The organism is Mesorhizobium sp. M8A.F.Ca.ET.161.01.1.1 (assembly GCF_004792105.1).
Taxonomy (GTDB): Bacteria; Pseudomonadota; Alphaproteobacteria; order Rhizobiales; family Rhizobiaceae; genus Mesorhizobium.
Genome location: NZ_SRTD01000230.1, coordinates 1 through 344 on the forward strand (window position 1 = coordinate 1; position 344 = coordinate 344).

A 344-nucleotide genomic window follows, 5' to 3' on the forward strand; every position below is an offset into this window, starting at 1 on the left:
TTTCCCTATCCGAAGAGTTTCCTTACGCCACCGCACGCGCCAGCGCACAATGCGACCAGAGTTGATGCAGCGCGCCGACCAGATGCTCGATGTCCGCGTCGCTATGCAGCGGGGTCGGGGTGATGCGCAGACGCTCGGTCTGACGCGGCACCGTCGGATAATTTATCGGCTGCACATAGACGCCGTGACTGTCGAGCAGGATATCAGATATCCATTTGCACTTGGCAGCATCGCCCACCATGACCGGCACGATGTGGCTTGGATTGTCCATATGCGGAATGCCGCGCGCATCGAGAAGTCCACGCAGCTTCCGCACGCGGTCCTGATGACGGGCCCGCTCGAAA

1 protein-coding gene is annotated in these 344 nt (G+C 60.5%); it reads right to left on the reverse strand.

Annotation, left to right across the window (positions count from 1 at the left end; translation table 11 throughout):
* Positions 1–22 precede the first annotated feature (22 nt).
* A partial coding sequence (locus EN804_RS35465) for an aminotransferase class I/II-fold pyridoxal phosphate-dependent enzyme (protein ID WP_135922364.1) occupies positions 23–344 on the reverse strand: 322 nt, incomplete at its 5' end.